General features: G+C 53.3%; 25 protein-coding genes. 4 read left to right on the top strand and 21 right to left on the bottom strand.

Translation table 11 applies throughout. From position 1 onward, the window contains the following. Window positions 1–31: 31 nt before the first annotated feature. The 5 genes from spoIIIAD to HYD27_RS10555 form a co-directional block, all read right to left on the bottom strand. The gene (gene spoIIIAD / locus HYD27_RS10535) at window positions 32–421 is read right to left on the bottom strand and encodes a stage III sporulation protein AD (RefSeq protein WP_039875230.1); all 390 of its coding nucleotides are present in this window, start codon (window positions 419–421) and stop codon (window positions 32–34) included. A gap of 9 nt (window positions 422–430) precedes the next feature. Then, window positions 431–634 (bottom strand): stage III sporulation protein AC, encoded by a 204-nt coding sequence (gene spoIIIAC, locus HYD27_RS10540; RefSeq protein ID WP_020426549.1) that lies wholly within the window; start codon window positions 632–634, stop codon window positions 431–433. 13 nt (window positions 635–647) lie between these two features. Beyond that, the gene (spoIIIAB, locus tag HYD27_RS10545; protein ID WP_219214648.1) at window positions 648–1,166 is read right to left on the bottom strand and encodes a stage III sporulation protein SpoIIIAB; all 519 of its coding nucleotides are present in this window, start codon (window positions 1,164–1,166) and stop codon (window positions 648–650) included. Further along, window positions 1,159–2,163 (bottom strand): stage III sporulation protein AA, encoded by a 1,005-nt coding sequence (gene spoIIIAA / locus HYD27_RS10550; RefSeq protein ID WP_219214651.1) that lies wholly within the window; start codon window positions 2,161–2,163, stop codon window positions 1,159–1,161. The genes spoIIIAB and spoIIIAA overlap by 8 nt, the downstream gene beginning before the upstream one ends. Window positions 2,164–2,246: 83 nt before the next feature. Further along, window positions 2,247–2,510 (bottom strand): YqhV family protein, encoded by a 264-nt coding sequence (locus HYD27_RS10555; RefSeq protein ID WP_219214655.1) that lies wholly within the window; start codon window positions 2,508–2,510, stop codon window positions 2,247–2,249. 387 nt (window positions 2,511–2,897) lie between these two features. On the opposite strand from HYD27_RS10555, the gene HYD27_RS10560 reads away from it, so the two are divergent. After that, on the top strand, window positions 2,898–3,689 hold the full coding sequence (locus tag HYD27_RS10560) for a YitT family protein (protein ID WP_309242049.1): 792 nt from the start codon (window positions 2,898–2,900) through the stop codon (window positions 3,687–3,689). Window positions 3,690–3,772: 83 nt separating this feature from the next. On the opposite strand, the gene HYD27_RS10565 is transcribed toward HYD27_RS10560, so the two are convergent. From HYD27_RS10565 to HYD27_RS10585, 5 genes are all read right to left on the bottom strand, one after another. Then, a complete protein-coding gene (locus HYD27_RS10565) occupies window positions 3,773–4,045 on the bottom strand; it encodes a hypothetical protein (RefSeq protein WP_219214659.1) in 273 nt (90 codons plus the stop codon). 1,229 nt (window positions 4,046–5,274) lie between these two features. Further along, window positions 5,275–6,528, bottom strand: a complete 1,254-nt coding sequence (locus HYD27_RS10570) for an aspartate kinase (RefSeq protein WP_219214661.1) — start codon at window positions 6,526–6,528, stop codon at window positions 5,275–5,277. 501 nt (window positions 6,529–7,029) lie between these two features. Continuing rightward, window positions 7,030–7,587: an elongation factor P gene (efp, locus tag HYD27_RS10575; RefSeq protein WP_219214664.1), complete on the bottom strand. Its 558-nt coding sequence runs from the start codon at window positions 7,585–7,587 to the stop codon at window positions 7,030–7,032. Between the two features lie 39 nt (window positions 7,588–7,626). Then, window positions 7,627–8,694 (bottom strand): M24 family metallopeptidase, encoded by a 1,068-nt coding sequence (locus HYD27_RS10580; RefSeq protein WP_219214667.1) that lies wholly within the window; start codon window positions 8,692–8,694, stop codon window positions 7,627–7,629. Between the two features lie 74 nt (window positions 8,695–8,768). Beyond that, window positions 8,769–9,260, bottom strand: a complete 492-nt coding sequence (locus tag HYD27_RS10585) for a YqhR family membrane protein (protein WP_219214669.1) — start codon at window positions 9,258–9,260, stop codon at window positions 8,769–8,771. 208 nt (window positions 9,261–9,468) lie between these two features. Between HYD27_RS10585 and HYD27_RS10590 the strand changes: the two genes are divergently transcribed. Further along, window positions 9,469–10,416: a DUF1385 domain-containing protein gene (locus tag HYD27_RS10590; RefSeq protein WP_375373909.1), complete on the top strand. Its 948-nt coding sequence runs from the start codon at window positions 9,469–9,471 to the stop codon at window positions 10,414–10,416. Between the two features lie 7 nt (window positions 10,417–10,423). After that, window positions 10,424–10,765, top strand: a complete 342-nt coding sequence (locus tag HYD27_RS10595) for a hypothetical protein (protein ID WP_219214673.1) — start codon at window positions 10,424–10,426, stop codon at window positions 10,763–10,765. A 128-nt stretch (window positions 10,766–10,893) separates the two neighbouring features. On the opposite strand, the gene HYD27_RS10600 is transcribed toward HYD27_RS10595, so the two are convergent. From HYD27_RS10600 to mntR, 3 genes are all read right to left on the bottom strand, one after another. After that, on the bottom strand, window positions 10,894–11,841 hold the full coding sequence (locus HYD27_RS10600) for a patatin-like phospholipase family protein (RefSeq protein ID WP_219214675.1): 948 nt from the start codon (window positions 11,839–11,841) through the stop codon (window positions 10,894–10,896). 58 nt (window positions 11,842–11,899) lie between these two features. Further along, window positions 11,900–13,555 carry a family 10 glycosylhydrolase gene (locus HYD27_RS10605; RefSeq protein WP_219214677.1) on the bottom strand — a complete coding sequence of 552 codons (1,656 nt, stop codon included), beginning with the start codon at window positions 13,553–13,555 and terminating at the stop codon, window positions 11,900–11,902. Between the two features lie 217 nt (window positions 13,556–13,772). Beyond that, on the bottom strand, window positions 13,773–14,198 hold the full coding sequence (gene mntR, locus HYD27_RS10610) for a transcriptional regulator MntR (protein WP_219214680.1): 426 nt from the start codon (window positions 14,196–14,198) through the stop codon (window positions 13,773–13,775). Window positions 14,199–14,390: 192 nt separating this feature from the next. Between mntR and splB the strand changes: the two genes are divergently transcribed. Beyond that, window positions 14,391–15,467: a spore photoproduct lyase gene (splB, locus tag HYD27_RS10615; protein ID WP_219214682.1), complete on the top strand. Its 1,077-nt coding sequence runs from the start codon at window positions 14,391–14,393 to the stop codon at window positions 15,465–15,467. Window positions 15,468–15,500: 33 nt separating this feature from the next. Here splB and HYD27_RS10620 read toward each other — a convergent pair whose 3' ends face one another. The 8 genes from HYD27_RS10620 to HYD27_RS10655 form a co-directional block, all read right to left on the bottom strand. Continuing rightward, a complete protein-coding gene (locus HYD27_RS10620; protein ID WP_219214684.1) occupies window positions 15,501–16,214 on the bottom strand; it encodes a cytochrome c biogenesis CcdA family protein in 714 nt (237 codons plus the stop codon). Between the two features lie 63 nt (window positions 16,215–16,277). After that, a complete protein-coding gene (locus tag HYD27_RS10625; protein WP_219214687.1) occupies window positions 16,278–17,081 on the bottom strand; it encodes a metal ABC transporter permease in 804 nt (267 codons plus the stop codon). Between the two features lie 1,022 nt (window positions 17,082–18,103). Beyond that, window positions 18,104–18,853, bottom strand: coding sequence for a metal ABC transporter ATP-binding protein (locus HYD27_RS10630; RefSeq protein ID WP_219214691.1), 750 nt, complete (start codon window positions 18,851–18,853; stop codon window positions 18,104–18,106). A 32-nt stretch (window positions 18,854–18,885) separates the two neighbouring features. Further along, entirely contained in the window at window positions 18,886–19,866 is a 981-nt protein-coding gene (locus HYD27_RS10635) for a metal ABC transporter solute-binding protein, Zn/Mn family (protein WP_219214693.1), read from the bottom strand. Window positions 19,867–20,189: 323 nt separating this feature from the next. Further along, a complete protein-coding gene (gene metG, locus HYD27_RS10640) occupies window positions 20,190–22,214 on the bottom strand; it encodes a methionine--tRNA ligase (RefSeq protein ID WP_219214696.1) in 2,025 nt (674 codons plus the stop codon). Between the two features lie 351 nt (window positions 22,215–22,565). After that, entirely contained in the window at window positions 22,566–22,829 is a 264-nt protein-coding gene (gene yidD, locus HYD27_RS10645; RefSeq protein WP_219214699.1) for a membrane protein insertion efficiency factor YidD, read from the bottom strand. 1 nt (window position 22,830) lies between these two features. Further along, window positions 22,831–23,280 (bottom strand): Fur family transcriptional regulator, encoded by a 450-nt coding sequence (locus HYD27_RS10650; protein ID WP_219214702.1) that lies wholly within the window; start codon window positions 23,278–23,280, stop codon window positions 22,831–22,833. Between the two features lie 746 nt (window positions 23,281–24,026). After that, complete coding sequence (locus HYD27_RS10655; RefSeq protein ID WP_219214704.1) at window positions 24,027–26,273, bottom strand: copper amine oxidase N-terminal domain-containing protein; 2,247 nt, start codon at window positions 26,271–26,273, stop codon at window positions 24,027–24,029. Window positions 26,274–26,354 lie beyond the last annotated feature (81 nt).

Raw genomic sequence — 26,354 nt, forward strand, 5'->3', positions numbered from 1 at the left:
TCTTCTTGCTTCTTCTCCGGGCCTTCGCTTGTCACGCCGGCAGAAGCTTCATCACCGTTTCGATAATAATGCTGATAATCGGCACGGCCAGCACCATAATCAGAACCTTGCCTGCCAGCTCTATCTTGGAAGCGATCGATTCCTGTCCGGCATCGCGCACAATCTGCGCCCCGAACTCCGCGATATAGGAAATTCCGATAATTTTGAACACGGTTTTAATGTAGATCATTTCCATTCCCGAGGACTCCGCCACCCGCTCCAGCGTCCCCAGAATCGTCCCTATCTTGCCGATCAGGAACAGGAAGATCAGAATGCCTGCAGCGGTAGTCAGCAGGAAGGCGAACATCGGCTTTTGTTCCTTCAGCACGAGTATAAGGACCGTCGACAAGAGCCCAATTCCCACCACTTGAATGATTTCCATAAGCCTTGCCTATTGAAAAAGAAAAATCGTTTTGATTTCCTGGAGCAGGCCGTCCAGCATGCGGATGACCATGAACAGCACGATGATAAAGCCGACAATGGTTACCCAGTGGGCGATGTCTTCCTTGCCCATCTGCTTAAGCACCGTGTGGATCATGGCGATAATGATGCCGATGCCGGCTATCTGGAAGATCGCGTTGACTTCAATATTCATTCCTGGCACCTCGCTAAAAGATCAATATGACGATCAATGCTCCAAGCAGCAGACCCAGGCTTTTGCTCATTTTTTCATATTTGCCCTGATCTTCTCTGGCCACTTTCTCCTCTTGCTTGAGCTGCTGCAAGGCCAGCGCAATGTGCGTGCTCTGATTCGGCCGGTCGCTGGTGCCCAGCGTACAGCTAAGCTGCCGGAGAATTTCCTTCTCCGTCCCCTTCAGTGAAGCCGCCTTCCAGTGCTCCTCCATCGCCTTTTGGATGGCTTCCTCGGCGCTGCAGTCCAGCGGGGGGCTCATCTCCGCGGCCGCTGTGGTGAAAAAAGCCTTCAGCGGCTCCTTCGACTGCATCCCGATCCGGCGCAGCGCCTCCGGCAGCGGCGTATAGCCGTACTGAATCTCCGTCTCCAGCCGCTGCAGGGCTGCGATCAGGCCTCTGATATGCCTCGGCCTGTCAGCATACTGGGCGGCCCGCGTGAAACCGGCCAGCGTGCCTGCCAGGACAATCAGCACCGCTCCGAAGAGCTTAAGCATGGCGTTCACCGCCCTGCCGTTCACCGGGCGGGACCAGCAGCAGGCTGCGCCTCTGGCCGTCCAGAATGCGGAAGGACAGCCCCGCCTCAGAGCGGTGCAGGATAACATAGCGCTCGAACATCCGGTGCTCCAGCAGTCCGCCAAGGCCGGGCCGGCGGGCCAGCTCGGACACTTCCTTGCCATGGGCCGATGCGATAACCGAGATGCCGGCATGCAGCGCTTCGGTCACCGCTTCGGCATCCTCAGGACGGCCGATCTCATCGGCGATCAGCACATCGGGCGAGAGTGAGCGGATCATCATCATCATGCCTTCCGCTTTGGGGCATCCGTCGAGAATGTCCGTCCGCGGGCCGACATCAAAGGCGGGAATTCCGCGGCGGCTGCCCGCGATTTCGGAGCGCTCATCGACGATGCCGACCTTCAGGCCGGGCCGGCTGCCCTCCCGCCCGCTGTTGCCGCCCGCCGAAATCTGGCGGGCAAGATCGCGCAGCAGCGTGGTTTTGCCATGCTGCGGCGGCGAGAGAATCAGCGTATGCATTATCCGCTGACGCCCCTTGTCGAGCAGGTAAGGCAGCACGCCGTCGGCAATGCCGGGCACCTCGCGGGCAATCCGCACATTGAAGCCGGTAATGTCGCGCAAATGCTCCACTGCGCCGCCGCTCAGCACTGTCCGCCCGGCAAGTCCAATCCGGTGCCCTCCGGGAATCGTAATAAATCCTTTGCGCAGTTCTTCTTCCATCGTATAGAGCGAATGATTGCTGATCAGGTCAAGCAGCCGGTGCGCATCCTCCCGGTCCGGCTTGTACGCCTCTTCGGGAATGAGGGTCAGGCTGCCGGCTGCACCAACAAAATGATATTTGCCTCCGGAATAATTAATCTCCAGCGGGCGCCCTTCGCGGACGCGGATCTCCTCCACCTTTTCGAGCAGCGCAGCAGGCAGGCCTCCCAGCAGCGCCCTTACTTTTTCAGGAAACAATAGCAGCCAGTCATTAGCCATACAGAGTACCCCCAAGCTGTCCTCTACTTGAATAGCTTTAATCCATACTTATGCTTGTACGCGTGCTTTATGACTATCATCTATCATTTTTTTAGAATTCCGATTAAGAGAAAAGCCACCCCGCAGCCGATCCAGCCCAGCCTGCCCCAGGACAAATCCTGCGCCATCCCCGTCAGCCCGACCGCTGTGGTCAGAATCAGAATTGTCGGTCCTACGAGAGCCAGTCCGGAATTGACCGCCAGCGCCTTGTCCACCTGGTTCAGCTTCAGCATAATCAGGGCTGCCATGATCTCCACACTCCCCGAGAGCAGCCTCAGCCCCGCCATCCAGCTCACATACTTGTCCATTTTGCTCCACTCCTTTTACCAGTCTATTGCCGTAATTCCGCTGTTTTTCATGCTGTTATCCATGGATATGCGGGACGGGCCCACTTTAGACAAGAAGAAATGGGCGATTATACCAATAGAATTGTGAAAGAAATCATAGTGAACCCCTCTATAAAAAAATATCATCGGTATGATAAAATAAATTTTGCGCATTTAAACAGGCTAACCTGGAAAATATAAGAGCCGGTTGTTGGATAGACTAAGACCTCCTTATCTTTTCAAGCGCATCCAAAAATGCAGATGTAGACAACGGAAGAAGAGGGGATCCATGTCATGCAAGTTCGTAATGTTGTAATGCCGCTCGTTTAGGGGCCGGTAGCCAAGCAGGTAAAAGAAGTCGCCATCATTATTTTTTCGGCCTTTCTGGTAGCGGGCGGGCTGCGCCTGTTCCTCATTCCGCATCAGCTGCTCAGCGGCGGGGTGGCGGGAACGGCCTCCGTCATCGGCTATCTAACCGATCCTAAGTACATTTCGCTGTATTATTTCGGAATCAATCTGCCGATCCTGATCTGGGGATTTGTGGCCGTCGGGAAAAAATACATCTGCTATAGCCTGCTGTCGGTCGTAGCGACCACATGGTTTCTGAACGTGATTCCCCTGGTCAAGCTGACCAAGGACCCTATCCTGGCCAGTATTTTCGGGGGAGTCATCATCGCAGGCGGCGTGGGCTTCTCCCTTCGCGCAGGGGGGTCCTCCGGGGGATTTGATATTCTGGGCTCCATCATTACACGCAAGCGCGATATTCCGATGGGCACTGTACTGTTTGTAATGGATGGGCTGGTCATTCTGAGCCTGGGCTTCTTCAAAAGCTGGGACTCCGCCCTGTACGCCATGCTCTGTATCTTTGTCAAAAGCCGTGTGGTCGATATGATCCATATCCGCCACATCAAGCTGACCTGCTTCATTGTCACCAGGGAGCGCGAAAAGATGCTGAACCGCCTCACCTGCCTGCCCCACGGCGTTACCGTGGTCAATGCGGAGGGCGGGTACAGCCATGAAGGCAACACCATGCTCATGACCGTCACCACCCGCTACGAGCTGGCTGAGCTGCGCAAAACGATCCTCGAAACCGACCCCAAATCGTTCGTCAACGTGCTGGAGACCGTAGAGATTCTCGGCCGGTTCAGACGGCTGAGTTAAGCTGCCGGGCTTATTGCAGCCGGTATGTGGCTGGTGGCCATGGCATCAGCTTAGCCGAATGCGCTGAGTCTGGCAGACTTTGCTTAGGGTGATGCAACAACGGCATTTCTGCCGTTGTTCGCAGTGATTTTGGCGGCGGCAGCCAAATTAACGGCATTTCTGCCGTTGTTTGCAGTGATTTTGGCGGCGGCGGCCAAATTAACGGCATTTCTGCCGTTGTTCGCAGTGTTTTTGGCGGCGGCGGCCAAATTAACGGCATTTCTGCCGTTGTTCGCAGTGTTTTTGGCGGCGGCAGCCAAATTAACGGCATTTCTGCCGTTGTTTGCGGATTCTTTGGCCAACTGGACTAATCCCAAGAGTGGCTGCGCCCTCCCACATAAACCAACAAAATCCCATCCCCGCCAAAAGTGGCGGGTGGGACTTTTATACGAAAGCAACGTACACCCATGGTATACCTATTTTCATTCTAAGGGGTGACGCCATAGCGTCATGTGGGTTTGTATATCGTTTTTTTATATGCACGCAAGCCCTGGAGCAACTAAATGTCCTTCAATCTCTCCTTTAAAAGTGATCCATATAGCCGCTAACCCGCCATTCGCCTTGCTGCGGCTCCGGCGTGCCCTATGTATTCCTTGCCGGCCATCCTTGGAAATTCGTTGCTGGCGTCCGTCCAGTTCAGCCTGCCCCGGTGTTTCATAACAAGCTGCGGCGGCCGCAGCCACAAAATAACCCCACAAAGTGGGGCCTTGGCTTCGATGATGACTCAGGTACTTTGCGGGGACCCCAAAACATATAAACCTGAATTTCGAAAGTGAATTGAACCAATCCAGATCGGACAAGGGATAGACCCTCTTTTTCCTTCACCCATGTGGTGCAAGCTGTTTTTAGCAAGAAATCCCCTAGTGCAGAGCTTTTTAGATGATTTGTGGATACTTACTTTCGAAATTCAGGATAAATTCTTATCTTTCAAGTGGAAACGGCTTCGCCGTATTTATAAGGACGGTATCCGTTTCAGCGGGAAAGAGAAGGCTAATTTATAGCGTGAAACATATACATTCTTATCTTTGAACAAAACGGCTATGCCGTCCCCCACTGGACAGCGCAGCTGTTTGGGAATTCAGGTGTAAGGCTGCCCCTGCCGAAACCCGGAGGGAAGTCCAACCAAGTGGAAAAAGTGCACTTATTTCTCCCCACACTTCCTTTTTCGCCAGCGTTAGTGGGAAAAAGGAACCCTAATCCATCCGTTCCCCCCTTATAAAGGGAAATATGCTTAAAATAAGTTACCTTTTTCCCACTATTCCCTCTCCCGCAAGCTTTTTAGTCCATTTAGTTTCACTTTTTCCACTTCACTTCATTCCATTCACGTTCCTGCCCCGGTAGTGATCTCGGCTAGCCCTCTAAGTTTCGCGCTTCCTCCTGCAAAACATAGAACCCGCAGGTGCAGCACGACTGCCACGCATTTTAGCTTATCCCCAAATTTATACACGCCTAATCCGCAGCAAAAGTAATTCATAATTTCCCCTGCAACAAAAAAATGCCCATCCGCCAAATAGGCTTCAGGACATTTCATACAGCAAGCGGGCTTCTAGCGGCGGTCCTTGGGTCCTCCGACAAAGGCCTGCTCTTCTGTATCCAGCTTGTAGGCGGTGTGAAGCGCCTGGATGATCGTTTGCAGATTGCCGGAATCAATGACGCATGACACCTTGATCTCGGAGGTGCTGACCATCTTGATGCTTACGCCCTCCCTGGAGATCACTTCGAACATTTGTGCCGCTACGCCGGGATGGCTGACCATGCCCGCGCCGACAATCGATACCTTGACCAGATTATCCTCGGAGGTAACCTCGCGGTAAGGCAGCGCGCTGTGCAGCCCCTCGATCACTTCTTTGGCATGCGCCAGCTCGCTCAGTGCCACAGTGAACGAGAAGTCAGCCTTCTCATTCTGCACACCGCTCTGTACGATAATATCGACGTCCACACCCTCTTCGGCCAGCTTGCCGAAGACCTGGGCCAGCACGCCCGGCACATCTGGCACTCCCAAAATACTGATCCGCGCCACGTTCTTGTCATAGGCGATTCCGCTAACTGCCACACCCTGCTCCATGCTTGCTTCCTCCTTCACAACAGTACCTTCATTATGATTAAAGCTCGATCTGACGACCAGCTTCACCTGATATCGTTTGGCGTATTCCACAGCCCGCGGATGCAGCACAGCCGCCCCCAGATTAGCCAGCTCCAGCATCTCGTCATAGGAGATTTCCTTCAGCTTGCGCGCAGTCTTCACAATGCGCGGATCCGTGGAATAAATGCCGTCCACATCGGTATAGATCTCGCAGACATCCGCTTTGATGGCTGCGGCCAGCGCAACCGCTGTTGTATCCGAGCCGCCGCGGCCCAGTGTAGTAATCTCTCCGGCCAGGGTCATGCCCTGAAAACCGGCGACAATTACGATCTGCCCGCGCTCCAGAGACTCCAGAACGCGGCGGGGAACGATTTCATTGATCCGTGCCCGGCCATGCGTCTCGTCGGTACGGAAGCCGGCCTGCCAGCCTGTATAGGATACGGCGCTGCGGCCAATCCCATGCAGGGCGATGGAGAGCAGGGCAACCGAGATTTGTTCGCCGGTGGTCATGAGCATATCCATTTCGCGTGCAGGCGGCTGCCCGTTCAGCTGCCTGGCCTGATCGATCAATTCATCCGTGGTATCTCCCATGGCGGATACAACCACAACGCAGCGGTGACCCTCATCCTGTTTGTCTGCGATGCGCCCCGCAACGCGTTTCATTCTTTCAATGTCGCCAACGGAGCTGCCTCCGAATTTCATGACATAAAGTGACAAAGTCCATTTCACTCCCTATTTCGGTCTATGTAACAGCATAGATATGGTTTCGTGCTTTAAACCAGTATAATACGAAAAACGTCTCAAGCGTTAATGGTTTCACAAAAAAATTCGCCTATTTTCTGAAAACAAATTTTGACTTTCCCTAAAATAACGACGCCTGAACTGAAGGCATTGTTGGGGATGCCCCGAACTACGGAAGCATCGCCCGAGGCTCTTCCCCGGAATTCCCCGCCCTGAAGTGCTGCGGAAGAACGGCATCGGTCTCTGTTTTGCAAAGACAGCCTGCCAAACCGGATCTGCTCCCCACGCTTTTTACGGATTTTGCGGATTAACCAAGCAGAAACGGCTACCGTCCTTATGAGGAGGGTAGCCGCTTCTGCGAGAAATAGAAGGATAAATTAGTGTGCCTAGCATATAAATTATATTTCGAAAAAACCCCGCCGCAAAATGCGGAGAGGCTGGTGCGAATGGTCAGGCCGCTGCGAAGCTGACCGGTTCCTACGCGCGGGAGATGTATTTGCCTTCACGGGTATCGATCAGGAGAATATCGCCCTCATTGATAAAGAGCGGAACCTGAACCGTATGGCCGGTTTCCAGCGTCGCCGCTTTGGTTGCGCCTTGGGCTGTGTTCCCTTTAACGCCCGGCTCTGTTTCGGTAACCTTCAGCTCCACGCTGGTAGGCAGGTTAATCCCGAGAATTTCGCCCTGGTAGCTGATAATATTCACGGTCATGTTTTCTCTGAGGAAGTTGAGCTCCCATTCCAATTGCTTGGCGGACAGCTCAAATTGGTCATAGGTTTCGTTGTCCATGAATACATGATCCGAGCCGCTCGCATACAGGTATTGCACACCGCGGTTCTCGATGATGGCGCGGCCAATGGTTTCGCCGGCACGGAAGGTACGCTCAACGGTGTTGCCGTTGCGCAGGTTTTTGAGCTTGGAACGCACGAATGCGGCGCCTTTGCCCGGCTTAACATGCTGGAAATCGAGGACGGTAAAAATATCCCCCTCTACTTCTACGGTCAAGCCTGTTTTGAAATCGTTAACTGAAATCACTAAAAACCCCTCCTGGAATCAATAAATTTACCTGATTAGCTACAATACCAAATAATCCTTTGAAGAGTGTGTCAGCAGCGAAATGCCGCTCTCGGTGATTACGATATCATCTTCAATCCGCACGCCCCCAAGACCGGACAAGTAAATTCCCGGCTCTACAGTGACGACCATGCCCGGCTGCATAATTTCGTCCGCCGCCTTGGACAGACGAGGGTTCTCATGAACCTCCATGCCCAGCCCGTGCCCGGTGCTGTGTCCGAAATATTCTCCGTAGCCGTAGCGGGTGATAATATCGCGCGCCAGGGCGTCGCATTCACGTCCGGTCATGCCCGGCTTGATATAGGCCAGCGTATGGAGCTGCGCTTCAAGCACAACATCGTAAATTTCTTTCAGCTTGGGGTCCGGAGCCCCCAGAGCTATCGTCCGGGTTACGTCCGAGCAGTAGCCGTCCAGCAGCGCACCGAAATCGAAGGTTACGAATTCATTGTTCGCGATGACCTTGCTGCTTGCCACACCGTGCGGCATCGCAGACCGTTCGCCGGAAGCGATGATCGTATCGAACGAAGATGAGGTTGCGCCGTGGGTGCGCATATAGAATTCCATTTCCAGGTCCACGTCACGTTCGGTCATGCCGGGCTTGATCACGTTCAGGATATGGCTGAAGGCGGCATCCGCCAGATCGGCGGCGCGCTGCATAACCGCAAGCTCGTCTTCATCCTTGAATGCCCGCAGGTTCTCAACAGCCCTGGAGACCGGAACCAGCACCGCCGGCTGCAGTGCAGCCGCATAGGCCGTATACGCGCTGAAGGTCACATCATCCTGCTCGAAGCCGACACGGACATTTGCGCCCTGCAGCAGCTCGCGGACAGTATCAATGAACTTCGGAGCATGCTGTACAACCTTCAGGCCTGTTACCTGTTCCGCCGCCTGCGTCATATACCTGAAGTCAGTCAGCAGATAGCTGTCATCGCCGGTGACCATGACATAACCGGAAGAACCGGTGAATCCGCTCAAATAGCGGCGGTTAATGCCGCTGGTTATAAGAATCGCATCCAATCCCTGTTCCTGCAAAACCTTGCGCAGCTTGGAGATACGCTTGTTGCCCATTTTCATTCTCCTCTCGAAATAGCCACATTGTATTTTAACATAGGGTCATGCCCTTGAGAAGTTTTTTCGGGCTGTCAGGCCAGCTTTGTCTGCTGCTCGCGTTTTCGTTCATCCGTATATTCAATCGCTGCCGTATATCCAATGAACAATCCCCAGAGCAAAAAGATGCAAAACTCGCTGATCACCGAGTTCCACGGCAGCCGGAACGGCGGCTGCTGCAGGAATAGCCTTGACCCGGCAAGGAAGACTCCCGACCAGCACAGCATACCGTATATCATTCCCGGCCAAGGCCCCTTCAGCTTGCGGAAGATCAGCACATAGAGCAGGGAAGCTATCACCGAAAAGACAATAAAAGAGAGATACCCGAGCAAATGTCCCGCCGGTGTCGTCAAAAAATCATGCTTAAAAAAAGGCTCGGCCAAAAATCCCGGGATCACCTTCGTGAAATGCATGGCGTACATCAGCCAGCGTGCCCCGCCCCAGATCAGTCCGGCGAAAAAACCAAGCTCCAAGGCGAAAGACCAGGGGTTGGTGTGTTCCGATTTTTGCTTATGGGATTTGCTCATTCTGCTGCCTCGCTTTCATATAGATGGAAAACCTGACCGGCTCTTCCTCTCCCTCTTCCTAGTATGTACAGCAAAAGGCAATCCAACTAGCAATGTAGGCATAAATTAGTTACAATGTATTATATAAATCACATTAATACACGGGAAGGTGAATTGGTTGTCCCAGGAAACTCCAAGTTACGGCGGCCAAGCCGTCATTGAAGGCGTTATGTTCGGCGGCAAGCATATCAACGTAACTGCCGTAAGAAGGAAGAATCAGGAAATTACTTTTTTGGAGGTGCCGAGAAGCGATAAGAGCTGGGTCGTCAAACTGCGCAAGATTCCGCTGCTTCGCGGCCTTGTCAGTATTATAGATTCCAGCGCCAAAGGCTCCAAGCATCTGAATTATTCGGCGGAATCCTATGCCGAGGATGAGACGGAGCCGGAGGATCAGGCCAAGCAGCAGGAGGAAGCCCAGAAGAAGGATGAGGGCTGGAGCCTGGGGATGATTTTTGGCGTAGCGCTTATGGGTATTCTATCCTTCCTATTCGGCAAGCTGATCTTCACCCTTGTTCCTGTATTTGTTGAAAATTTCCTGTTCAAGAATGCATTTGATGGCTACATTCTGCACAACCTCGTAGAAGGCGGAATTAAGCTGGTTCTATTGCTTGTCTATCTGTGGGCGATCTCCCAGACCCCGGTGATCAAGCGGCTGTTCCAGTACCACGGAGCCGAGCATAAGGTCATCAGCGCTTTTGAGGCCGGAGAAGAGCTGACGGTAGCGAATGTACAGAAGTACAGCCGTCTGCATTACCGCTGCGGAAGCAGCTTCATGATGCTGACGATTATCCTCGGCGTCATTATCTACTCGGTGTTTCCTTGGGATAACCTGGTGGAGCGTGTCGTACAGCGCATTGTGCTGCTGCCGGTTGTCATTGGCATCTCGTTCGAGGTGCTGAAGGGAACCAATGCCGTAAGAGATATTCCGGGACTCAAATACCTGGGCTACCCCGGACTGTGGCTGCAGCTGCTTACCACCAAGGAGCCCAAAGATGAAATGGTCGAAGTCTCCATCGCCTCGTTCAACCGGATGCGGGAGCTGGATGCCGCAATCGAAGCAGGGGCATATACTGAAGCAAGTGTGACAGGCGGAATATTGGATCCTGCGAAAGGATGAGTGGTCTATGATCAGGCATGCTTTGATTTTCTGGACAACGGTATTGCTTGCGGTACTGGGTTTGGTTACACAGTTTATGCTGGAAGGCTTCCGGGCACTGACATCTTTGATTATCCCGGTGCTGATTCTCGGGATTGTATTCTATGCCTACCGTTCCTCAAGATTCAGTTCCGTACGGGGGCCGGGCAGATCAAAAACCAAAGTCAAGCCTTCACAAAAAACCATGGCCAAGGTTGCCAGCTTGCGCAAGACCCAGACACCGTCCCCCGGCAAACGCAAAAGCTATCCCTTTCAGGTGATTGAGGGCAGCAAGGGCAAGAATGACGAGCAGCTGCCCAAATATCATTAGTTCGCTTTTATTGCAAAAGGCCTCCCACACCGTTAGCGGGTGTGGTGAGGCCTTTTTTTGAATTCATGCGCTTTGCGTGCGTTTGCGCTGTAATTATCCCGCTTTTTTGCGCTGAACCGCTTGCGGGCTCAGAATATCGTGGGCTTTGGAAGCGGCCGCCAATTTTTGAAGAATTCCTCCCCTGCCTGATAGCCTGCCGCGTACAGCTCATCACTTCTCTCCGGCGAAATATGAAACTGCGTCATCGAGATGCCCAGGGTCGGAATCTTGACGGTCCGCACGAACTTTTCCGTCTCGATGTAACGTTCGTCATGGGCGGACAGCATCGTGCCCACCATGGCCTGCAGCATGCTGAAGGGACCGGTAATCCGGTGCGGCTGCGGCTCTGTTTTACCGATCATCTGATAGCCTACCGTTGGAATTCTGCGCCCGGGACTTTTGAAGCCCGCTTCTTTTTCATCGAACAGCCACAGCGGGAAATTGCTCAGCAAGCCGCCGTCCACCATATAGACAAACTGCTCGGCAAAAGACTTTCCCTTGGCCGCTTCGCCGCTTAAGCGCAGCATCACCGGATCAAAAAAATACGGAATGCTGCAGCTCATCCGCACCGCCCTCGCGACCTCGAACCTCTCCGGTGAAATCCCGTACTGCTCCAGGTCAGCGGGCAGCACCACGAGCCGGCCATTCGTAATATCGGAGGCGATGATCGACAGCTTGCCATGCGGCAGGTCCCCGAAGTTGACAATGCCCCTCTCCTTCAAGATCCCGCCTATCCACGATTCCAGCGCCTCGCCGGAATACAGCCCTTTTTTGATCAATACCCGCAGTGCCGGTCCGATATAAGCCGTATTGTAAATAAATCCCCGTTTCAAAAAAGCTGTAAAGGAGGTGGCCTTGATAATCCGGCTCATCGCCTCACCGTCATAACCCGCTGCAAGCAGCGAGGCGATAATAGAGCCCGATGAGGTTCCGGCCACCCGCTTAAAACGCGTTCCCGCCTGCTCTGAGGCCTGAACCGCGCCCGCAAGCGAAATCCCCTTCACACCGCCGCCTTCAAACACGGCATTGATCTCCATAGACTGCCATCCCCCGTTCCATAGATCCTATAGCTTATCTATGACTGCGGGGGGATTTTCATGACTTGAAATAAAAGGTCAGCAGGCTGTACAGTCCAAACGGATCACGGCTCACTATATCGTTCGCCCTGAACATGATGCTGCCGGCTACCTTGTCGTATTTCTCATTATATTTCAGCTGGTTGATAATCTGCTCGCCGCTTTGCCATTCCGCTTGTTGATCGCTTGCACCTACCTTGTACGCAGCCTGGCCAATGTAGAGCTTAACTCCCGTGTCCCCGACCTCGTTCACCCACCAATCCACCAGCTTATCGTACCGGGCGGCACTGAAGGAAAGGCTCCAGTAAATTTGCGGTGCAATATAATCGATCCAGCCGCTGCGTATCCAGGTCCGCGTATCCGCGTACATGTCGTCATAGGCAGTTACACCCGCCGTGGTGTCGGAACCCGTGCTGTCGTTCTTCTTATTGCGCCATACGCCGAACGGGCTGACCCCAAAGGACACATCGGATTTCACGCCATGAATCGCTTGGCCCAATTGGCTGATGAAATTGTTGATATTGTCCCGCCGCCAATCTGCCTTCGAGCTGATCGACTTGGCATTGTAGGCCTTGAACGCCGCATCGTCGGCAAAGGCTACTCCGGAAGGGTAAAAATAATCGTCCAGATGCACGCCGTCAATGTCGTAGCCTTTCACCACTTCCATGACCGTATTGATAATATGCTGGCGCGCCTCGGGAATGCCCGGATTTATGTACAGCTTGCTGTCCGCTTTAACAATCCATTCCGGGTGTGCCTTTGCCACATGGTTGCTGGCAAGGCCAGTCGTGCCGGCATCCGTGGCAGCGCGGAAGGGATTGAACCAGGCATGGAACTGCATGCCGCGGCTGTGCGCGGCGCTGACCATATATTCCAGCGGGTCATAGCCCGGATTCTTGCCTTGCGTGCCGGTCAGCACCTTGGACCAGGGAACCAGCACCGAAGGGTACAGGCTGTCGCCTGAGGGTCTGACCTGCACGAATACGGCATTGAAGCCGGCGCTTTGCAGCTTGTCCAGCAAGGTGTCGAATTCCTTTTTCTGCTTGGTTTCGTTGCCTGCAGAGGCCGTGGAAGGCCAGTCCAGATTGAACACCGTGGAAATCCAGGCGCCCTTCATCTCTTTGGAGGCCTTCACGCCCGGAATGGAAGGAACCGCTGGTGTCGGTACGCTGGGTGCGGGTACCCCGGGCACTGGTGGAACTGCAGGAGCAGACGGTGCGGCCGGTCCGCCAATTTCGGCGTTCGAATACAGTGCAATGTGCCTGGTCGCCTGATTCCACACCACCTGCAGCCCAAGCTGCTCGCTCACAAAGCGCAGCGGCACCATAATCCGGCCCTGCACGATCTGCACGGACGTCTCCAGCGCCACAGTCGTTTCGCCGACGACTGCCGTCTTCCTGCCGCTCGTCAGCTTCAGCACATTGCCCCCTTTGCTGATTGTCGCTGTCTTGCTGCTCTGATTCCATTCCACCGACGCGCCTAAGCCTTTGCTGACCACACCCGCCGGCACCATCGTTACATTCGCCGGCGTAATGTAAGGCGGCACATCACTGCTTATGGTCTCGCCATCCAGCTCGACCGTAATCTGAACGGCAGCCGCCCGGATGCCCGCTGCCCCGAATGGCAGGCACAACAGCAGCACCAGCAGTCCTAACATCCATTTACGGTAATTCATAGTTCCTCCCCGGATAAAAAATTAATGGTTGCATGCGCAAAGAAAAACGGCCCTCTCGTCCTTGTTAAAGGGAGACGGCCGTTTCACTTGTCAAACGGAGTCCTGAACATAAAAAAAGAACGATACCCGTTATGACGTAAAAAAACTGGAAAAGTTGCGGTAAACGCAAGCAGAAACGACTTTCCGTCCACTAACAAGGACGGTGCCGTTTCTTCATTTATGAATCGCTGATAAGTTCAAGATGAATATCGTATAAGGTCTGCAGACGCGCTTCATCACGGCGAAAATACTCCACCAGCGTCTCAATCCGCGTAATGGAGTCCCAGCTCAAATGATGCTCAATTCCTTCGACATCCTTATAAATATGTTCCTGCTGCACTCCGATCAGGCCGAGGAATTCCTCCAGCAGCTGGTGACGGTCAACGAGACGTTTTCCCACTTTTTTTCCTTTGCTTGTTAGGACAAGCCCACGATATTTCTCATAGATGAGATATTCGTCCTTATCCAGTTTTTGGATCATCTTGGTCACAGAGGAGGGGTGTACTTCCAGTCCCTCGGCAATATCCGAGACCCGCGCATAACCCTTCTCATCGATGAGCTTGTATATGCGCTCCAAATAATCCTCCATGCTGGGTGTTGGCATTAAACTTTACCTCTTTTCTATAATGAGCGTAGCGCGGGGGCCGACCTTGCTCTAACAATGATACATGTTTCTGCCGCCCCTTGGCAAGTCCCACAGCGCAGTTCGCTCAACCGTTAGCGATGTTTACCATGGTTTCCGGCGGCCCTAAATCGGCACAATAGCTATATCCTCATTCATAAGGAGCGTGATTTCATGACCTTAGCTACGCCTGAACGCCCTTCTTCCAAGAAAGCAAGAAAGCCTACAGGACTGTTTATTCCCGAGCTTGTTTTTTTTGAGCCGGAGGCGCTCAACTATCCCAAGGGCGAGCGGATTATGGAATGGGTAAAAGCACAGAACATTCCATACCGCATGACCACCTCCCACAACCGGATCACCAATCTGCCGGGAGAAACCGAGGTCGAGCAATATAAAATCGCCAAGCGGACCCTTGTGGTGGGAATCCGCAAAACCCTGACCTTTGACCAGTCCAAGCCCTCTGCCGACTATGCCATTCCCATTGCGACCGGCTGTATGGGGCACTGCCATTATTGTTATCTGCAGACGACACTCGGCGCCAAGCCGTATATCCGGGTATATGTGAACACCGGCGATGTCATTGATGCGGCCAAAAAATATATTGGGGAACGCGCGCCGGAAATCACTTCCTTTGAAGCAGCCTGTACCTCGGACCCGCTAGGGCTTGAGCATATTACCGGTTCCCTTGCAGAGCTGATCACCTTCATGGCTGACGAGCCGCTGGGGCGGCTGCGCTTTGTCACCAAATACCAGCATGTCGAGCCTCTGCTCCATCTGAAGCACAACGGCCACACCCGGATTCGCTTCAGTGTAAACGCCGATTATGTGATCCGGAATTTCGAGCCGGCCACCTCGCGCTTCGAGGAGCGGATTGAGGCCGCCGGACAAATCGCCCGTGCCGGGTATCCGCTCGGCTTCATCATCGCCCCGATTATCTGGCATGACGGCTGGGAGGAAGGCTATGCCGAGCTGCTGGCGAAGCTTGCGCAGGCTCTGCCGCCGGAGGCAGGCAAAGGCCTTACCTTTGAGATGATCCAGCACCGGTTCACCAAGACCGCCAAGACGGTAATTGAGAAGCGGTATCCGAAATCCAAGCTCGAAATGGACATCGAGAAGCGCAAAAAGAAATGGGGACGCTGGGGCCAGCACAAATACGTCTATCCCGATGAACAGCAAACCGCCCTGCGCGAATTCATCACAGAGCGGATCTTTGAGCATTTCCCGGAAGCGGGAATCGATTATTTTACCTAAAACGGAAGCAGAGACGGGAGCGGGCGGAACAAGTTAGAACTTCAGCCACTCCGGCGTGATTCCCTGCAGCCAAATGGTGATGCGGAACATCTGATCCGTGAACAGCAGAAGGCCCATGAAAACCATAAGCCCTCCGCCCACCTTCATCAGCAGGTTGGAATATTTGAGAATGCGTCTGGCTCCTCCGAGGAAGAAGGCCAGCACGAAGAACGGAAGGGCAAAACCGGTGCAGTAGGCCGTAATCAGCGTGAACCAGGCCCCCTGGTCGCTCGCCGAGAGCGCAATGATCGGAGTCAGGATAGGCCCGATGCAGGGAGACCAGCCCGCCGAGAAGCCGATTCCCAGAATGAATGAGCCCAGGTAACCTGCGGGTCTCCATTTCAAATGGAGCTTATGTTCACGGAGCAGAAACCTGGGCTGAAAGATGCCGAGCAGGAACAGGCCCATTGCCATAACCAGGATGGCCGACAATTGGCGGATCAGATCCCGCTGCTCCTGGAACACCTCTCCGAACAGCCCGGCGCCAAAGCCGATCGTGTAAAAAACCGCAGACAATCCAAGAATAAAAGCCAGCGTATGGCTGAGGGTCCGGAAACGGGCCTTATTTGTATTGCTGCCCGCCTTCAATTCCTGAACGGACAAACCGGTGATATAAGACAGGTACGACGGATACAGCGGCAGGCAGCAAGGCGATATGAAAGACGCGACTCCGGCGGCAAAAGCAATTCCTGCATTCAGGCTGGACAAAGTGGCTTCTCTCCTTCCGGGTTCGGGGTCACTTCGCATTACGGAATACATTAACGTTCAAGCTTATGCAGGCAGGCCCTTTTTGCCGATCAGTGTCAGAGCCAGCAGTGCGATCAGCAGCAGAACAATCGTGGCGCCGGGGGCCAGATTCCAGATTCCTGCCACTACAAGCCCGCCCACCACGGCAATTTCGGCGATAATGACGGACAGCACCACCGAGGATTTGAAGCTGCGCGACAGCAGCAGGCTGATGGCCACAGGAATGGTCAGCAGCGCAGACACCAGCAGGGAGCCGACGATTTTGATCGCTGTGCTGATTACAAGCGCCGTCAGCACGGTAATGAGCATATTCAGCAGCCTCACAGGCAATCCGCTCACGCTGGCGGCATCCTCCTCGAAGCTGAGCAGGAAAAACTCCTTGAAGAACATCGTCACCACAGCCACCACCGCAACAGTTACAATGCCGACGACTATGAGATCAGTATTATTAAGCGTATAGATGCTGCCGAACAAGTAGCTCATCACATCCGCATTATACCCTTTGCCCAGGGTGAAAAAAAGCGAGGCCAGCGCCACGCCGCCCGACATAATGATGGCGATGGACAGCTCGGCGTAGCTTTTGTACGCCTTGCGCAGCTTCTCGATGGCAAAGGACGCCGCCACCGCGAAGATCAGCCCGGCTCCCAGCGGATAGAAGCCGGTCAGAAAGCCGAGCGCCACCCCGGCGATCGTCACATGCGCCAGCGTATCGCCGATCATGGACAGGCGGCGCAGCACCAGAAACACGCCGATCAGCGGCGCGGTAATGCCAATCATCAGCCCGCCCGCAAGCGCCCGCTGAAAAAAATCACTGAATAGAATTTCCAAGATTAGTGTCTCCTCTGAGTCAAATAAAACCTTTTTCGGTAAACCTTTTTCGGTAAACCTTTTTCGATCCCTCCCAAACCCTCCCTTCCAAGGGAGGGCCCCAAGGGCTCTGCCCTCTGGACACCCGGTTAAGTGCAACTGGCGTGGGAGGAAGGATAGATGGTGCTTAGTGCGGCGGAGGAAGGAACGCTTTTCGTCCCTGAACGGGACACGCTTAACGGATACGGGATTTAGGTCCGTCTTTTCAGGATCAAAACAGCAGATGAAATGACGTTGTTACGTAATTTTAACATAGCGTAAATGCGTTACATAAAAATAAAGAACAAGATCAAAGGATAAAAAACAAGATCAAAGGATAAAGAACAAGATCAAAGGATAAAGAACAAGATCAAAGGATAAAGAACAAGATCAAAGGATAAAGGGCAAGCTCTAGTGATAAGGACTAAAGCAAGGTCGTCCTATGTTGTACTATGGACGACCCCGGAAAACAAAAACACCCACATCCAACCGATTTTTCCCAAAATTCCGTTGCAGAGCGGAAAGAAACCCAATCAGCTGTACAAAGTGCAACAGAAGATCAAGGCAGGCTACAGCACAAGTTCAGTAAAGTAAATCGCAGGTGAATAATATTACTTTGTATGTAGGCTGATCGGGCAGCAGCAGGAGGCGCAGACGCGGCAGGTGTATTGCTGCAATGATTGGGCGCCCGAAAGGGCGTGCGCCGGTTGTAAATGTACCTCGCATACTTACAGCCTGGAAAAATCAAGCAACAATCCGCTAAACTTAGTGTACGAGTACAATTAGCTCCTTAGACGCACGAAAAAGTTAGTTTTTAACTGCACAAAGTACATCTAAACTAACTTTAGCGATATAAGGGACGCCGATTGGGTGAACAGGGGTTTCGTGCAATGGGATCGCTGCAGCACCGGGGCTGGCAGCAGATCTTTATCATTTGCGGCTTTATAAAGTATGCCTTTGCATGCAGCCAATGAGCCGTACAGTTAATTCAGTACCTGTCCGGCTTAGGAAAGCGTGTGCTGGAGGTTATCTGCTGCGCAGTCCTGGGCGTCGTGGGAATGGCGGCAGTAGAAATTGATTTTGCCGTTCTTTTGCACCGGCTCCTTGCCCAGATAGCTCTTGATCATGTCAATGTCATGCGACACCATCAGGAACGTCATGTGGTGATGCGCATGCATATGCATGATCAGCTCGAAGAATCCGGCCTGCGTCTCGGCGTCAATGCCGACGGTAGGTTCGTCCAGAATGAGCAGATCGGGATGATTAATCAGCGCCCGGGCCAGAAAGACGCGCTGCTGCTGGCCACCGGACAGCTGGCCGACTCTTTTCTCCGCGATATCCTGAATCCGCATAACCTCCAGCGCATCCTCGCATTTCCGCTGCTGCGCCTTGGAGACACGGCGGATCAGGTTCTTGTTGTTGTACAGACCGGACATGACCACCTCGCGCACCGTCGCCGGGAACAAGGGGTTAAAAGCATTCTTTTGCGGCACATAGCCGATGCGCTCCCAATCCTTAAACTTGCGGACCGGCTGGCCGAACAGCTTGATTTCGCCGCTGGTTGCGGGCAGGAGGCCGACAATCATCTTCAGCAGCGTGGTTTTGCCGGCTCCGTTCGAACCGATGATGCCCAGGAAATCCCGTTCCTTGACAGTATAATTAAGGTCTGTAATCACCTTCTGCTCTCCGTAGGAGAAGGATAAATCCTGTATTTCGATCATATGCTGATGGCAGTCCAGGGATACCGGTTGCATGTGAGTACCGCCTTTCACTTATACTTTCCTTATTATTGTAAGGCCAGAATCAGATTTTGCAAATTTTTCTCCATCAATGTGAAATAGTTGTCCCCATTCTTCTCCTGCGCCTCTGTCAATCCCTCTACCGGATTAAGCACCATGGTGGATACCCCCGCTTCAGCTGCAAGGGTTTTGGCCAGCTTGTCAGACACCAGCTCCTCGAAAAAGATATAGCGGATGCCCTCCTCCTTCACCAGCTCCGCAAGCTTCAGCAGGTCCTGGCTGCGCGGCTCCGCGTCGGCCGACAAGCCCATAATGGCGTGCTGGGTCAAGCCGTAGTCCCGGGCCAAATAAGCAAAAGCCTGATGGGAAACCACAATCTCATGGTTCGGCAGCTTGGCAAGCTCCGCGGTGAATCTGCTGTCCAGTGCCTGCAACCGCTCGGCAAGCCTGCCGTAACGCTCCTCGTAGCCGTCCTTATGCGCAGGATCAACCGACTGCAGGCTTTCCTTGATATTGTTAGCCATAATGAGCGCTGATTTCGGACTCACCCAAGTATGGGGATCAGTATGCAGGCTGTCTGTACTTCCTTCCTCACTTTGGTTATCGTCGTCTTCTGCACCATGGTCGTGTCCGTCCTCTTCATCGGTCATGATGTAATCCACGCCCTGGCTGACCTCTACAGCTCGGGCTTCGCTGTCACTGTCCAGGCTCTTGAGGAAATTCGGCACCCAGCCTTCCAGGCCTGCTCCGTTGTACAGAAACAGCTGTGCTTTGGAGGTATTAATAATATCCTGGCTGCGCGGCGTCCAATCATGCGGCTCCACGCCCACCGGCAGCAGATTGATGGCATTAACATCATCCCCGCCAATCTCACTGGCAAATTCATATATAGGATAAAACGTAGTAATCACATTTACTTTACCTTCCACGATACTCCCGCTGCTCTTCGGACCACAGGCTGCAAGCAGCAAAAATACCAGCAAAGTCAGCGTAAGCAGCACGCTCCTGTGCAGGCTCTTGGATAACATCTTATGAATCGACTCCTCAAATCGTAAATTTTACTATTTGAATTATAATAGTAATGGTTACGATAAGTCAACTCCTGTAACGCAAAAAAGCCTCACCCGGTCCTGCCTGCTGCCGTTCAGCGGCTTAGCCCTTAAAGAATTTCAGTCGGTTGCAGAATCTCAAGCCAATCCTTACTTCCAGACGGAAGCCGCTTCCTCCTCTCGCAGGGCAGTATTCCCGTTTCGGCGGAAAACTGAGAGGGGAAGGCCCCGCCGCCACTATAGGCGTCAAGGCCTTCCCCTCTAATTCCCCACAGCTGGACCTGGTAATCCTCAAGCTCAGCCTATTTCACAACCGCGCCGTTCGGCATGCTGTCCGGCACCGTGGCAATGGTCAACTGGTCGCCCTTGGAAGCGGCCAGGATCATGCCCTGCGACAGCTCGCCGCGCAGCTTCACCGGCTTCAGGTTGACGATGCAGATCACCTTGCGTCCCACCAGCTCCTCCGGTGTGTAGAACTTGGCAATGCCGGAGACGACCTGGCGCTGCTCATAGCCGAGATCAAGCTGCAGCTTCAGCAGCTTGTCCGCCTTCTTCACCGGCTCGGCAGCGATGACCTGGGCCACGCGCAGCTCGGCTTTGGCGAAATCGTCGATGCCGATTTCTTCCTTGTGCTCCTCCTCCGGCTCCGTCGCGGCTGCAGGGGCGGCTCCGGCCTCAGGAGCAGGCGCAGCTTCCGCCGCTGCCGGCTTGCCGGCGCCCATCGCCTCCGCGATGTAGGCCACCTCCTGCGCCACATCCAGGCGCGGGAAGATCGGGTCGCCCTTCGCCAGCTTCGTTCCGGCCGGAATCCGGCCGAAGGACTTGCCGCTGTCCCAGGTGGTCAGCTCGCCCGGCTCAATGCCGAGCTGCCGCCAGATCTTGGCGGGCGCTTCAGTCAGGAACGGCTGCAGCAGGATTGACGCTGTGCGCAAGCCTTCAGCGAGATGCCTCATCACCGAAGCCAGCTCGCCGGTTCTGCCCTCATCCTTTGCCAGCACCCAGGGCTGGGTCTCATCAATATATTTGTTCGTCCGGCTGATGAACGCGCCAATCGCGGTGAGCGCAACCGAGAACTCCATTTTTTCCATAGCCTCTTCCACCTTGGCATAAGTGCTCTTGGCCGCAGACTCAAGCTCACCGTCAAATGCCGTCACATTGCCTGCATAGGCTGGAAGCACACCTGCGAAATACTTCTCCACCATCGCGCCCGTGCGGTTCAGCAGGTTCCCGAGGTCATTGGCCAGATCATAGTTGACACGGTCGACGAAGCTCTCCGGTGTAAAGGTGCCATCCGAACCGAACGGAACCTCACGCAGCAGATAATAGCGCAGCGCATCCAGGCCGTAACGGTCGATCAGCGTCACAGGGTCTACCACATTCCCCTTGGACTTGGACATTTTGCCGTCCTTCATCAGCAGCCAGCCGTGTGCGAACACCTTCTTCGGCAGCGGCTCCCCAAGCGCCATCAGAATGATCGGCCAATAGATCGTATGGAATCGTACAATTTCCTTACTCATAATATGAACATCCGCCGGCCAGAATTTATCATACAGGGTGCGGTCCTCAGAGCCATACCCCAGGGCTGTTATATAATTGGTCAGCGCATCGATCCATACATAGACCACATGCTTGTCGTCGCCTTTGACCTTAACGCCCCAATCAAAGGTTGTACGGGATACGGCAAGATCCTCCAGCCCCGGCTTGATGAAGTTGTTGATCATTTCGTTCTTGCGCGATTCCGGTTGAATGAAATCCGGATTCTCCTCGTAATACTGCAGCAGCCGGTCGACGTACTTGCTCATCCGGAAGAAATAGCTTTCTTCCTTCACCAGCTGCACCGGATGTCCGCTGTCCGGGCTATTGCCCCCGATGACCTTGCCTTCTGCATCACGTTCGACATCCACCAGCTGCGTCTCGGTGTAAAAGGTCTCATCGGAGATACAATACCAGCCCTCATATTCTCCTTTGTAAATATCTCCTTGCTTCAGCAGCCGGTCAAAAATATCCGCCACCACTTTTTTATGGCGTTCCTCGGTCGTGCGGATGAAATCGTCATTGGAGATATCCAGCTTCCGCCACAGCTCCTTGATGCCTGCGACGATATCGTCCACGAACGCCTGCGGCGACTTGCCGGCCTTCGCAGCCTTTTCTTCAATCTTCTGCCCATGCTCATCCGTGCCGGTCAGATAACGCACCTCATAGCCGCGCAGCCGCTTGTAGCGGGCCATTGCATCCCCCGCCACCGTCGAGTAGGCATGGCCGATATGCAGCTTGTCGCTCGGATAATAGATTGGGGTTGTCAGATAAAATGTTTTCTTGTCACTCATTGCTTGTCATCCTTTCGTCTTGGCAAACACAAAAAACTCCCGCCCCAATATGGGGCGAGAGAATTACTCACGCGGTACCACCCAAAATTCCCCGGCTCTTCGCAGAGCACAGGCTTCGCCAGTTCCCGTCCGGGAACTGTCCATTAACGCTGGATCACGCCGTGGCCTTACGCAAACCGCCAACATCACGGCCTGCCGCTCGAACACAGTTCCTCCCGGACCATTTTCAATCCACGTGCCATACCGGTTCCCAGCTCTTTCCGGCTCTCTGTGATGGTCGTCCCGATCTACTTATCCGTTCCTTGGAATTCATCCGTATTATCCAAAATATACCCATATGAAACCGCCATGTCAAGTTGCCTTCGCAGATTCTTCACCGGATGGCCGTTCCCCTCGCGGCGGCACCGGGTCAAGTCCTCCCGGATGGAAGGGATGGCATCTGGCGATCCGCTTGGCCGCAAGCCACGAGCCCTTCAGCGGACCATGGACCTCGATCGCTTCCAGCGCATAGGCCGAGCAGGTAGGGTAGAAGCGGCAGGTAGCCGGTTTGATCGGAGAAATGAACCTGCGGTAGACACGGATTGGCGCCTGGATCGTTCTGCGTCCCACACTCATGTCAATGGCCTTCTTTGACGCGATCGGCAACGGCCGTTTCTTGCTCACAATCCTTGCAGTAGCCGAACACCTCAAATTTATGCTTGACCACCCGGAACTGGTCGGGGGTATCCGTTAGATTCATCGGGCAGAAATTAATCGGATAGGTCTTCATGCATTGAAGACAAATCATATGATGATGGTGATGATCCTGATTGCAGCTGCCCTTGAACTTGACGCCGTCCTCAAACACCACCTGCTCAAGCACACCCAATTCCTCCATGACCCGCAGATTGCGGTACACGGTATCGAAGCTGAGTCCGCTGTATTTGCGGCCCATATGCTCATAAACATCCTTAGCGGATAAATATCCCGTATTCTCGCCGAATAGCTTGGCAAGCGTTTTGCGCTGATCGGTGATTCGCAGTCCCTGCCCCGACATGGCTTCCAGTATTTGATCTGTCGACAGCATTCGCTCATCTCCCATAACATGGTCTTTGAATTGCACTCTCTTAATAATGCCCCAAAACAAAAGCCCCGTCAATGAAGCCGCTTTGCAGCAGGCAAGTGGAAACGGCTTCGCCGTCCTTTTAAGGACGGTATCCGTTTCAGCGAGAAAGATAAGGCTAATGTATAGCGTCAAACATATAAATTCTTATCTTTCAAGAAAGACGCCGACATTAAGATGAACTTGAACCATTCATCCAAAGGGCAGCCACTTTAGTGGTAAAAAGGATACCTAATTCATCCGATTCTTTTCCTGGATCATCCCTAGTGGGAAAAAGTACAACTAATCCGGCTGAAATCAGCCATTTGGAGGGGGCGGGCCTCTATTAAGTGTACAAAATCCCACTAAAGCCCGTTAAAGCCAGGATTCCAGCCCATTAGTGTTACTTTTTCCACTTCGCTTCAGTCCCCTATGAATCTCTTCCTTGCGTTCCATCCGCTTGTTCAGGTTCGCCGGTTCCATTCATATAAATAAACCTGAATTTCGAAAGTAAGTATCCACAAATCACCTAAAAAGCTCTACACGAAGGGATTTCTTGCTAAAAACAGCCTGCACCCAATGGGTGAAGGAAAAAGAGGGTTTATCCCTTGTCCGATCTGGATGGGTTCAATTCGCTTTCGAAATTCAGGATAAATTCTTAGCTTTGCAAAAAGCCCGTCAGCCGTTCCCATAAGGAAATGCTGGCGGGCCTTTGGATGAGTCCTTCCGGTTTATTTTCTGGCCGGAAGCGGCGTAAAGACAAAGTTTACCGGAAGATTGCTGCCGGAAGCTACCGAGAACACAATGTCCACCGGACCTTCATAGTCTCCGGAACGGTAAACCACCGCATTCATATCTGAGCTGGACAAATTCCCTTTGTTCGGCAGATTGACAATCGTTCCGTTAACCATTACCGAACCCAGATAATTGCCACCGCGCGGGTTGAACGTAATGAGCGTGTTCTTCGCGACACGTTCAAGCCTGATTTTGTAGAGCACGCCGAAGTTGCCCGAGTTCGAAGCCGCAGTTCCGCTCATCGGATCAACTCCGAGCAGATTCAGGTCATTTTTATTATCGCCAAGCACCAGCTTGGCTTGCGTCGCTCCCACCAGATCGAACACACTGATGACACGGGTAGAATCAGGGTAGGTTCCCCGGTTATGCACCCCGTCCCGGTCCAGCAGAGGCAGTGTCGCCAGAAGTGCTACCGGGTCCTTGGTCTGCTCAACCATTACCACGTCATACTGCACTGTCAAATCACTGAACAGGTCAGCGCTCAGTGAGAGCACTTCACCCGGTTTCATGGCGATTTTGTTGATATCGGTCATAATCGGCACACTTTGCCCCGGCTGAAGCGTGATTGAGCTGTAGCTTGAGCTCGTGATCATCGAATTATAATATTTCTGGATCGAAATTTTGCCTGTGTATTCCGGCGATGTGACCGGACCGGCTATCCCCAAATACTGGGTCGTTATCGTCGTTGGATACAGATTGTTGTTAGTTGCAATGACATACAGCTTCTGTCTGGTGGACATATTGTTCATGTGGTGGACCAGGAAACGGGTAAGCCCCACTGAATTTTCGCGGTACAGCACACCCTCGGCATTGACAGTCTCAGGGCTGTTGCTGCGGATGAGCGTGTAAGGCTCGGAAGAAAGATTGTATTGCAGGTTCGGCAGCCCCGGAACCATTCCCCCGTCCATGGACAGAATATCGCCCGGAACCGTGAACAGCTTCGCAACTTCGTCTTGAGTATACAGCTGCTCGCTTGTGATGTTGACGGTCTTCTCGAACGTGCTGCTCAAGCCGTGCTTGTCCGTAACCTTCAGCTGGATTGAAACAGGTCCCGGGTTAAAGAATGCCAGCGCCCGGTTGGTCCATTCGGCAGTCAGCTCTTCACCTTCCGGGTCGTAGCTGAGGTCGGTAAGAGTTACCGGCTCACCCATCTTGTATTCCTCTTTATCGGTAGTGAAGCTGGCTACAGGCGGCTGGTTCGGCTGCAGTACCTGAATGGTCACAGAATAAGGATTGCTCCATTGTCCGGAAGCATCCATTACCGAATAGGATACTGTATAATATCCCGGCTGGTCATAAATATCCATTTTGTTGCCTTCCCAACGCTCATCTACAATCGCAGTGCCGTTAGGCGATGAGCTCTTGGTTACAAAATTCACGTAGGTCTGACCGGCATAGATCTCCGTTGGCTGTACGGTAAAAGAAGCCGTCGGCTTCGTGTTCAGCGTGAGAATGACGCGCTTCTGCACATTGTCGACCGTATATGGAATAGCAAGCGCTCCGGTAATCGAGGTTAAGGGAACCATGAACGTGCCCTTGAACTGGTAGGCAGGCCCTTTCATAGTCACCTGGGTGCCATTTACGGTATAAATCTTGCTGTCCGTCTTAAAACGCATAATGCTGTCGCCTTTGGTTACAATTACTTCTTTGGTTTTGGCATCATAGATATAATTAACGCCAACCATTTCCACCATGGCACGAATCGAAACGTAGGATACCCCGTTCTTGACCGCCATTGGCTGATTCGCCAAATACTCTGTGCCGTTCTTGTACATCTTGTTGCTGTTCATCAGCAGAATAAGCTGGTTCGTTCCAGTTGCCTGGAGAATCTGTCCCCCTGTATTGCTTAAGGGTGCGGCCGTTCCCTCGGTTGCAGCCGGAAGTGCTGATTCTGCAGGCAGCGGAGTCGCCGTGGGATCAGCAGTTGCAGCCGGAATAGTTGACTCGGCCGGTACAGGTGTCGGCGTCGGAGCAGGTGCTGCGGTTCCCGGTGAAACCAGAGGCGGCAAAGGGTCTGTCGCTTCAGGCTCTGACACCGTCACAGGCGCAGGGGTAGCCTCTGCTGCTTGAACCACTGTGCCGGATATTGTTGTTGTGCTTGCAGGTACGGCAAAAGCCGGCACTGCCGCTGCAGCCTGCGAAACAGCCAGGACGGCAACTAAAGATAGTTTTTTCAAATTCATGGTATGACTCCTTCTGCTCCTGTTAGTAGTATATAAGGAAGTTTAGCTTCTCTCTGATTTCCTTATATTCCCTGCAAAAAA

It is taken from the genome of Paenibacillus sp. S150 (assembly GCF_019352175.1).
GTDB lineage: Bacteria > Bacillota > Bacilli > Paenibacillales > Paenibacillaceae > Paenibacillus_AQ.

What these genes read in the sequence shown, in the direction of transcription:
- spoIIIAD (WP_039875230.1), bottom strand. Translation starts at nt 421, where the DNA reads ATGGAAATCATTCAAGTGGTGGGAATTGGGCTCTTGTCGACGGTCCTT.
- spoIIIAC (WP_020426549.1), bottom strand. Translation starts at nt 634, where the DNA reads ATGAATATTGAAGTCAACGCGATCTTCCAGATAGCCGGCATCGGCATC.
- spoIIIAB (WP_219214648.1), bottom strand. Translation starts at nt 1,166, where the DNA reads ATGCTTAAGCTCTTCGGAGCGGTGCTGATTGTCCTGGCAGGCACGCTG.
- spoIIIAA (WP_219214651.1), bottom strand. Translation starts at nt 2,163, where the DNA reads ATGGCTAATGACTGGCTGCTATTGTTTCCTGAAAAAGTAAGGGCGCTG.
- HYD27_RS10555 (WP_219214655.1), bottom strand. Translation starts at nt 2,510, where the DNA reads ATGGACAAGTATGTGAGCTGGATGGCGGGGCTGAGGCTGCTCTCGGGG.
- HYD27_RS10580 (WP_219214667.1), bottom strand. Translation starts at nt 8,694, where the DNA reads ATGGGCAACAAGCGTATCTCCAAGCTGCGCAAGGTTTTGCAGGAACAG.
- HYD27_RS10585 (WP_219214669.1), bottom strand. Translation starts at nt 9,260, where the DNA reads ATGAGCAAATCCCATAAGCAAAAATCGGAACACACCAACCCCTGGTCT.
- HYD27_RS10590 (WP_375373909.1), top strand. Translation starts at nt 9,469, where the DNA reads ATGTTCGGCGGCAAGCATATCAACGTAACTGCCGTAAGAAGGAAGAAT.
- HYD27_RS10595 (WP_219214673.1), top strand. Translation starts at nt 10,424, where the DNA reads ATGATCAGGCATGCTTTGATTTTCTGGACAACGGTATTGCTTGCGGTA.
- HYD27_RS10600 (WP_219214675.1), bottom strand. Translation starts at nt 11,841, where the DNA reads ATGGAGATCAATGCCGTGTTTGAAGGCGGCGGTGTGAAGGGGATTTCG.
- HYD27_RS10605 (WP_219214677.1), bottom strand. Translation starts at nt 13,555, where the DNA reads ATGAATTACCGTAAATGGATGTTAGGACTGCTGGTGCTGCTGTTGTGC.
- mntR (WP_219214680.1), bottom strand. Translation starts at nt 14,198, where the DNA reads ATGCCAACACCCAGCATGGAGGATTATTTGGAGCGCATATACAAGCTC.
- splB (WP_219214682.1), top strand. Translation starts at nt 14,391, where the DNA reads ATGACCTTAGCTACGCCTGAACGCCCTTCTTCCAAGAAAGCAAGAAAG.
- HYD27_RS10630 (WP_219214691.1), bottom strand. Translation starts at nt 18,853, where the DNA reads ATGCAACCGGTATCCCTGGACTGCCATCAGCATATGATCGAAATACAG.
- HYD27_RS10635 (WP_219214693.1), bottom strand. Translation starts at nt 19,866, where the DNA reads ATGTTATCCAAGAGCCTGCACAGGAGCGTGCTGCTTACGCTGACTTTG.
- metG (WP_219214696.1), bottom strand. Translation starts at nt 22,214, where the DNA reads ATGAGTGACAAGAAAACATTTTATCTGACAACCCCAATCTATTATCCG.
- yidD (WP_219214699.1), bottom strand. Translation starts at nt 22,829, where the DNA reads ATGAGTGTGGGACGCAGAACGATCCAGGCGCCAATCCGTGTCTACCGC.
- HYD27_RS10650 (WP_219214702.1), bottom strand. Translation starts at nt 23,280, where the DNA reads ATGCTGTCGACAGATCAAATACTGGAAGCCATGTCGGGGCAGGGACTG.
- HYD27_RS10655 (WP_219214704.1), bottom strand. Translation starts at nt 26,273, where the DNA reads ATGAATTTGAAAAAACTATCTTTAGTTGCCGTCCTGGCTGTTTCGCAG.